This window comes from Streptomyces atriruber (genome assembly GCF_001418325.1).
Lineage (GTDB): Bacteria > Actinomycetota > Actinomycetes > Streptomycetales > Streptomycetaceae > Streptomyces > Streptomyces atriruber.
In genome coordinates, this window is record NZ_LIPN01000443.1 from 1 (window position 1) to 5,857 (window position 5,857).

A 5,857-nucleotide genomic window follows, 5' to 3' on the forward strand; every position below is an offset into this window, starting at 1 on the left:
GAACACACCCCCGGCGCGGACGCCCGCCCAAGGAGCCCCGCCAACTACCCCTCAGCGACCACCACGGCGGACGCGACCCCCGCGTCGTGACTGAGCGACACGTGCCACGACCGCACCCCCAACACCGAGGCCCGCTCGGCCACGGTCCCCGTCACCCTCACCCGCGGCTGCCCACTGGCCTCGACGTACACCTCCGCGTCGGTCCACCGGAGCCCCGCCGGTGCCCCCAGCGCCTTGGCCAGCGCCTCCTTCGCGGCGAACCTCGCCGCCAACGACGCGACCCCCCGCCGCTCCCCGCCCGGCAGCAGCAACTCGCTCTCCACGAACAGCCGCTCGGCCATTCCGGGCGTCCGCTCCAACGCGGCCCCGAACCGCTCGATCTCCGCGACATCGATGCCAACCCCAATAATCACCGGCTCAGCGTGACACACCCCACCCTCCGCCCCGTTCAAACAGCCGTAACAATGGACTGTGATCTCTTCGGTCTCCGAGCCCACCAAGGCTCCGCGGAGCGCCCACCGGCACAGGCCGGAGGCGACTCCCTACGTCGACCTCACCCGCACCGAGTGGAGCGCTCTCCGTGAGAAGACGCCACTCCCCCTGACGGCGGAGGAGGTGGAGCAGCTCCGCGGCCTGGGCGACGTCATCGACCTCGACGAGGTCCGCGACATCTACCTCCCGCTCTCCCGCCTCCTGAACCTCTACGTAGGCGCGACGGACGGCCTGCGCGGCGCGCTCAACACGTTCCTCGGCGAGAAGGGCTCCCAGTCGGGCACGCCCTTCGTCATAGGAGTCGCTGGCTCCGTGGCGGTCGGCAAATCAACGGTCGCCCGCCTCCTCCAGGCCCTGCTCTCCCGCTGGCCGGAGCACCCGCGCGTGGAGCGCGTCACGACGGACGGCTTCCTCCTGCCCACCAAGGAGCTGGAGGCCCGCGGCCTGATGTCCCGCAAGGGCTTCCCCGAGTCGTACGACCGCCGCGCCCTCACCCGTTTCGTCGCGGACATCAAGGCGGGCAAGGACGAGGTGACGGCACCCGTCTACTCCCACCTGATCTACGACATCGTGCCGGACCGCCGCCTCACGGTCCGCCGCCCGGACATCCTCATCGTCGAGGGCCTGAACGTCCTGCAGCCCGCACTCCCCGGCAAGGACGGCCGCACCCGCGTGGGCCTCGCCGACTACTTCGACTTCAGCGTGTACGTGGACGCCCGCGCGGACGACATCGAGCGCTGGTACCTCAACCGCTTCAAGAAGCTACGCCAGACCGCCTTCCAGGACCCGTCCTCGTACTTCCGCAAGTACACGCAGGTGTCGGAGGAGGAGGCCCTCGACTACGCCCGCACCACCTGGCGGACGATCAACAAGCTCAACCTCGTGGAGAACGTGGCCCCCACCCGCAGCCGCGCCACCCTCGTCGTCCGCAAGGGCCCCGACCACAAGGTCCAGCGGCTCAGCCTGCGAAAACTGTGATCCCGCCCGGCAGACCGCCGGTTACCCTGCGGACATGCTGCACCTACGCCTGATCACCCCGGCGGACAGGACCGACGAGGTGGTGCGCCTGATCGAGCAGACGGTCGGCACCACCCACCTCGCGGTGGTCCCCGGCGCCGCCCGCAACCCCGCCGGGGACGTCGTCATGTGCGACGTCGCGCGCGAGGCGGGCGACGAGCTGCTCGGCGGCCTGCGCGCGCTGGAGGTCGACAAGCACGGCTCCATCGCCCTGGAGAACATCGACCTCTCGCTCTCGCTCCGCGCGGACAAGGCGGAGGACGAGGCGCCCGGCGAGGGCGCGGACGCGGTCCTGTGGGAGCAGCTGACCGACGCGACCCACGAGGAATCGACGCTCTCGGTCACGTACGTCGCGTTCCTCACGCTCGCCACGATGATCGCGGCCTGCGGCGTCGTCCTCGACAACGCGATCCTGGTCGTGGGCGCGATGGCGGTGGGCCCGGAGTTCGGCCCGCTGGCGGGCTTCTGCACGGCTCTGGTGCAGCGCGCGCCCCGGCTCGCCCTGCGCTCGCTCATCGCGCTGATCGTGGGCTTCGCCGCGGCGATGGTGGTGACGGTCGGGTTCAGCTACTTCATGGATGCGACGAACCTGTTCAGCGACGCGCAGCTGAGAGCCGAGCGCCCGAACACGAGCTTCATCTACAACCCCGACTGGTTCTCGTTCGTGGTGGCGGTCCTCGCGGGCGCGGCGGGCACGCTCTCGCTCACCTCGGCGAAGTCGGGCGCCCTGGTCGGCGTGGCGATCTCCGTGACGACGGTCCCCGCGGCGGCGAACGCCGCGGTCGCCTTCAGCTACGACGAGTACAAGCAGGCGTGGGGCTCCACGGAACAGCTCCTGCTGAACCTCCTCGGCATCGTCCTCGCGGGAACGCTCACGCTGCTGGCCCAGAAACTCCTGTGGGCCAGGCAGCGCGAACGCACCGCGAAGTCACGGCACCTCTAGCCGAGCGCCGACTTCACCACGTCGGCCAGCCGCCCGGCCACGGACCGGGCCTGCTCGATGTCCGCGGCCTCGACCATGACCCGCACCAGCGGCTCGGTCCCGGACGGACGCAGCAGTACGCGCCCCGTGGAGCCCAGCTCGCGCTCGGCGTCGACGACCGCGGCGGTCAGCTCCGCGGAGGTCTTCACGCGCGTCCTGTCCACGTCCGGCACGTTGATGAGGACCTGCGGGAGCCGCTCCATGACACCGGCGAGGTCCGCGAGCGTACGCCCCGTCTCGGCGACCCGCGCCGCGAGCAGCAGCCCGGTCAGCGTGCCGTCACCGGTCGTCGCGTGGTCGAGGATGATCACGTGCCCGGACTGCTCGCCGCCGAGGGCGAAGCCGTGCTCCTTCATCGACTCCAGCACGTACCGGTCGCCGACGGCGGTCTGCACCAGGGCGAGCCCCTGGCCCTCCATGGCGAGCTTGAAGCCGAGGTTGGACATGACCGTGGCGACGACGGTGTCGTGGCGCAGCGTCCCGTGCTCCCGCATGGCGAGGGCGAGCACGGCGAGGATCTGGTCGCCGTCGACCTCCGCACCCGTGTGGTCCACGGCGAGGCACCGGTCGGCGTCCCCGTCGTGCGCGACGCCGAAGTCGGCCTTGTGCTCGACGACGGCGGCCTTGAGCAGGTCCAGGTGCGTGGACCCGCACCCGTCGTTGATGTTCAGCCCGTCGGGCTGGGCGCCGATCGTGATGACCTCGGCACCGGCGCGCGCGAAGGCCTCGGGCGAGACGCGGGCGGCGGCGCCGTGCGCCTCGTCGAGGACGATCTTCAGTCCGTCGAGGCGGTTCGGAAGGACCCCGATGAGGTGGGCGACGTACTGGTCGAGGCCCTGGTCGTACGACTTCACGCGGCCGACGCCCGAGCCGGTGGGGCGCTGCCACGGAGCGCCCGTGCGGTGCTGCTCGTAGACCGACTCGATGCGGTCCTCGAGCTCGTCGGCGAGCTTGTGGCCGCCGCGGGCGAAGAACTTGATGCCGTTGTCGGGCATCGCGTTGTGGCTGGCGGAGAGCATCACACCGAGGTCGGCGCCCAGCGCACCGGTGAGATGCGCCACCGCGGGGGTGGGCAGCACACCGACGCGCAGGACGTCCACGCCCGCGCTCGCCAGGCCCGCGACCACCGCGGCCTCCAGGAACTCCCCGGACGCGCGCGGATCACGGCCGACCACCGCCACCGGGCGATGGCCCTCAAAGGTGCCCGCCTCGGCCAGTACGTGCGCCGCCGCCACGGAGAGTCCGAGCGCGAGCTCGGCCGTCAGATCCGCGTTGGCGACACCACGCACGCCGTCCGTGCCGAAGAGTCGTCCCACTGCTGTCCTCCGAACGTTCAAGAAAAACCACGAACCCCTGACACATGGGTCCCAGAGTCAGAGGGTCCCAGAATCAGAAGAGTTCCAGGGCCCCAGGGGTTCCTGAATAGACGAACGCCCCGGCAGCACGGTGAGTGCCGCCGGGGCGAACGAAAAGTACGAGCAGGCAGCGATTAGCGCTTGCTGTACTGCGGAGCCTTGCGGGCCTTCTTGAGACCGGCCTTCTTGCGCTCGACCGCACGGTCGTCACGCTTGAGGTAACCGGCCTTCTTGAGGGCGCCACGGTTGTTCTCGACGTCGGCCTCGTTCAGCGCACGGGCGACACCGAGACGGAGCGCACCGGCCTGACCGGAGACGCCGCCGCCCGAGATGCGGGCGATGACGTCGTAGCGGCCGTCGAGCTCGAGCACCTTGAAGGGCTCGTTGACTTCCTGCTGGTGGACCTTGTTCGGGAAGTAGTCCTCGAGCGTGCGCCCGTTGACCTTCCACTTGCCGGTGCCCGGGACGATCCGGACGCGGGCGATGGCGTTCTTGCGACGGCCCAGGCCGGCGGCCGGCTGCGGGTCGCCGAAGCGCGCGGCGTTCGACTCCGAGGTGTACTCGCCCTCGACGGGCGCCTCGGACTCGGTGGTGTACTGCTCTACGTCAACAACCTCGGTCTCTTCGACCGGCTGCTCAACGGTGGTCTCGGCCACGATTCTCCTCAGATTTCTTTACGTCTTTGGGGGTGGCCGGAACTACTGCGCGACCTGGGTGATCTCGAACGGGACCGGCTGCTGAGCGCCGTGCGGGTGCTGGTCGCCCGCGTAGACCTTCAGCTTCGAGAGCATCTGACGGCCCAGGGTGTTCTTGGGGAGCATGCCCTTGACGGCCTTCTCGATGGCCTTCTCGGGGCTCTTCTCGAGCAGCTCGTCGTAACGGACGGAACGCAGACCACCCGGGTAACCGGAGTGGCGGTACGCCATCTTCTGGGTCTTCTTGTTGCCGGAGAGGTGCACCTTCTCCGCGTTGATGATGATGACGAAGTCACCGGTGTCAACGTGGGGGGCGTAGATCGCCTTGTGCTTGCCCCGCAGGAGGGAGGCGGCGGTGGTCGCCAGACGCCCCAGGACGATGTCCTGGGCGTCGATGACGTGCCACTGGCGGGTCACATCGCCGGGCTTAGGGCTGTACGTACGCACTTCGTAGCCTTCGCTTCTTCAGTGGATGGGGTCCAGACACACGGCACCCAGGAAGCGATCATGCAGCTGGGGCCCACAATGCCGGGGACGCTGCCCGTATGCGAGCCACTGGTAACTGCTCCAGGGAACCTACGTAACGGCCCTTTCGCGTGAGAACGAGGAAGCCAATACGTATCAATCGACGAGAGTACCCGGACCGCCCCGCACCGGTCAAAACGCTCCCCCGGGGAGCGGCCTCACCTGCTCCGCGCCGCCTCCCCCGCCCCGGTTCGCCGCCCGCCCGGCACCGTGAGCCCGCGCCGTTCCCCCTGACCACCGGGGCCGCCGCCCGCCACGCACGCCCACCCGACCGTGCCCGCGAGCACGCACAGCGTCACCGCGTCCTTGAAGGCCCGCCGGGTCCCCGGCTCCAGCCACGGCCACGAGAAGCCGGGCACCTGCGGCACCAGCGCCATCCAGAACCACGGGCCGCGCGCCGCGGCCCCCGGCGTCAGCACCCCCGCGAGCAGCAGCGGAACCACGACCAGCAGGTAGTGGTCGTACGAGGGCCGGGAGACGAGAAAGGCCGAAAGCATCAGCATCACGGCGCATTCCACGACCCTCGACGGCGCCGCGGCCCCTTCACCGCCCCTCTCCCACCGCCGCCACGCACACCACAGCCCGGCCAGGGCCGCACACCCGGCCAGCAGCGTGGCGCCCGCCTGCGGCACCCCGAGCCGCGCGAGCACCGCCGAGGGAGACGCCTCGTAGAGGCGCACGAAGGAGTCCTCGCCGCGCACCAAGAAGGGCAGCGTCCGCGTGAAGAACCCGGCGGGGTCCGGCATGACGAGCGCCGCGGCCACCGACACCAGCGCGGGCACGCCCACCGC

General features: G+C 70.3%; 6 protein-coding genes and 1 pseudogene. 2 read left to right on the plus strand and 5 right to left on the minus strand.

The features are described 5' to 3' along the window. Positions 1–44 precede the first annotated feature (44 nt). Positions 45–413 (minus strand): holo-ACP synthase, encoded by a 369-nt coding sequence (locus AOK03_RS35295; protein WP_055569479.1) that lies wholly within the window; start codon positions 411–413, stop codon positions 45–47. A 58-nt stretch (positions 414–471) separates the two neighbouring features. Here AOK03_RS35295 and coaA point away from each other — a divergent pair, with 58 nt between their 5' ends. Both coaA and AOK03_RS35305 read left to right on the plus strand, forming a co-directional pair. Then, positions 472–1,470 carry a type I pantothenate kinase gene (coaA, locus tag AOK03_RS35300; protein ID WP_425264445.1) on the plus strand — a complete coding sequence of 333 codons (999 nt, stop codon included), beginning with the start codon at positions 472–474 and terminating at the stop codon, positions 1,468–1,470. Between the two features lie 34 nt (positions 1,471–1,504). Then, complete coding sequence (locus AOK03_RS35305) at positions 1,505–2,452, plus strand: DUF389 domain-containing protein (RefSeq protein ID WP_055569475.1); 948 nt, start codon at positions 1,505–1,507, stop codon at positions 2,450–2,452. Here the strand turns inward: AOK03_RS35305 and glmM are convergent. The 4 genes and pseudogenes from glmM to AOK03_RS35325 form a co-directional block, all read right to left on the minus strand. Continuing rightward, positions 2,449–3,807: a phosphoglucosamine mutase gene (gene glmM, locus AOK03_RS35310; protein WP_055569476.1), complete on the minus strand. Its 1,359-nt coding sequence runs from the start codon at positions 3,805–3,807 to the stop codon at positions 2,449–2,451. The two genes, AOK03_RS35305 and glmM, sit on opposite strands and share 4 nt — an antisense overlap. A 173-nt stretch (positions 3,808–3,980) precedes the next feature. Continuing rightward, positions 3,981–4,502: a 30S ribosomal protein S9 gene (gene rpsI / locus AOK03_RS35315; protein ID WP_055569477.1), complete on the minus strand. Its 522-nt coding sequence runs from the start codon at positions 4,500–4,502 to the stop codon at positions 3,981–3,983. A gap of 42 nt (positions 4,503–4,544) precedes the next feature. After that, complete coding sequence (gene rplM, locus AOK03_RS35320) at positions 4,545–4,988, minus strand: 50S ribosomal protein L13 (RefSeq protein ID WP_055569478.1); 444 nt, start codon at positions 4,986–4,988, stop codon at positions 4,545–4,547. A 236-nt stretch (positions 4,989–5,224) separates the two neighbouring features. Continuing rightward, positions 5,225–5,857 (minus strand): annotated as a pseudogene (locus AOK03_RS35325) (hypothetical protein); the annotation flags it as partial.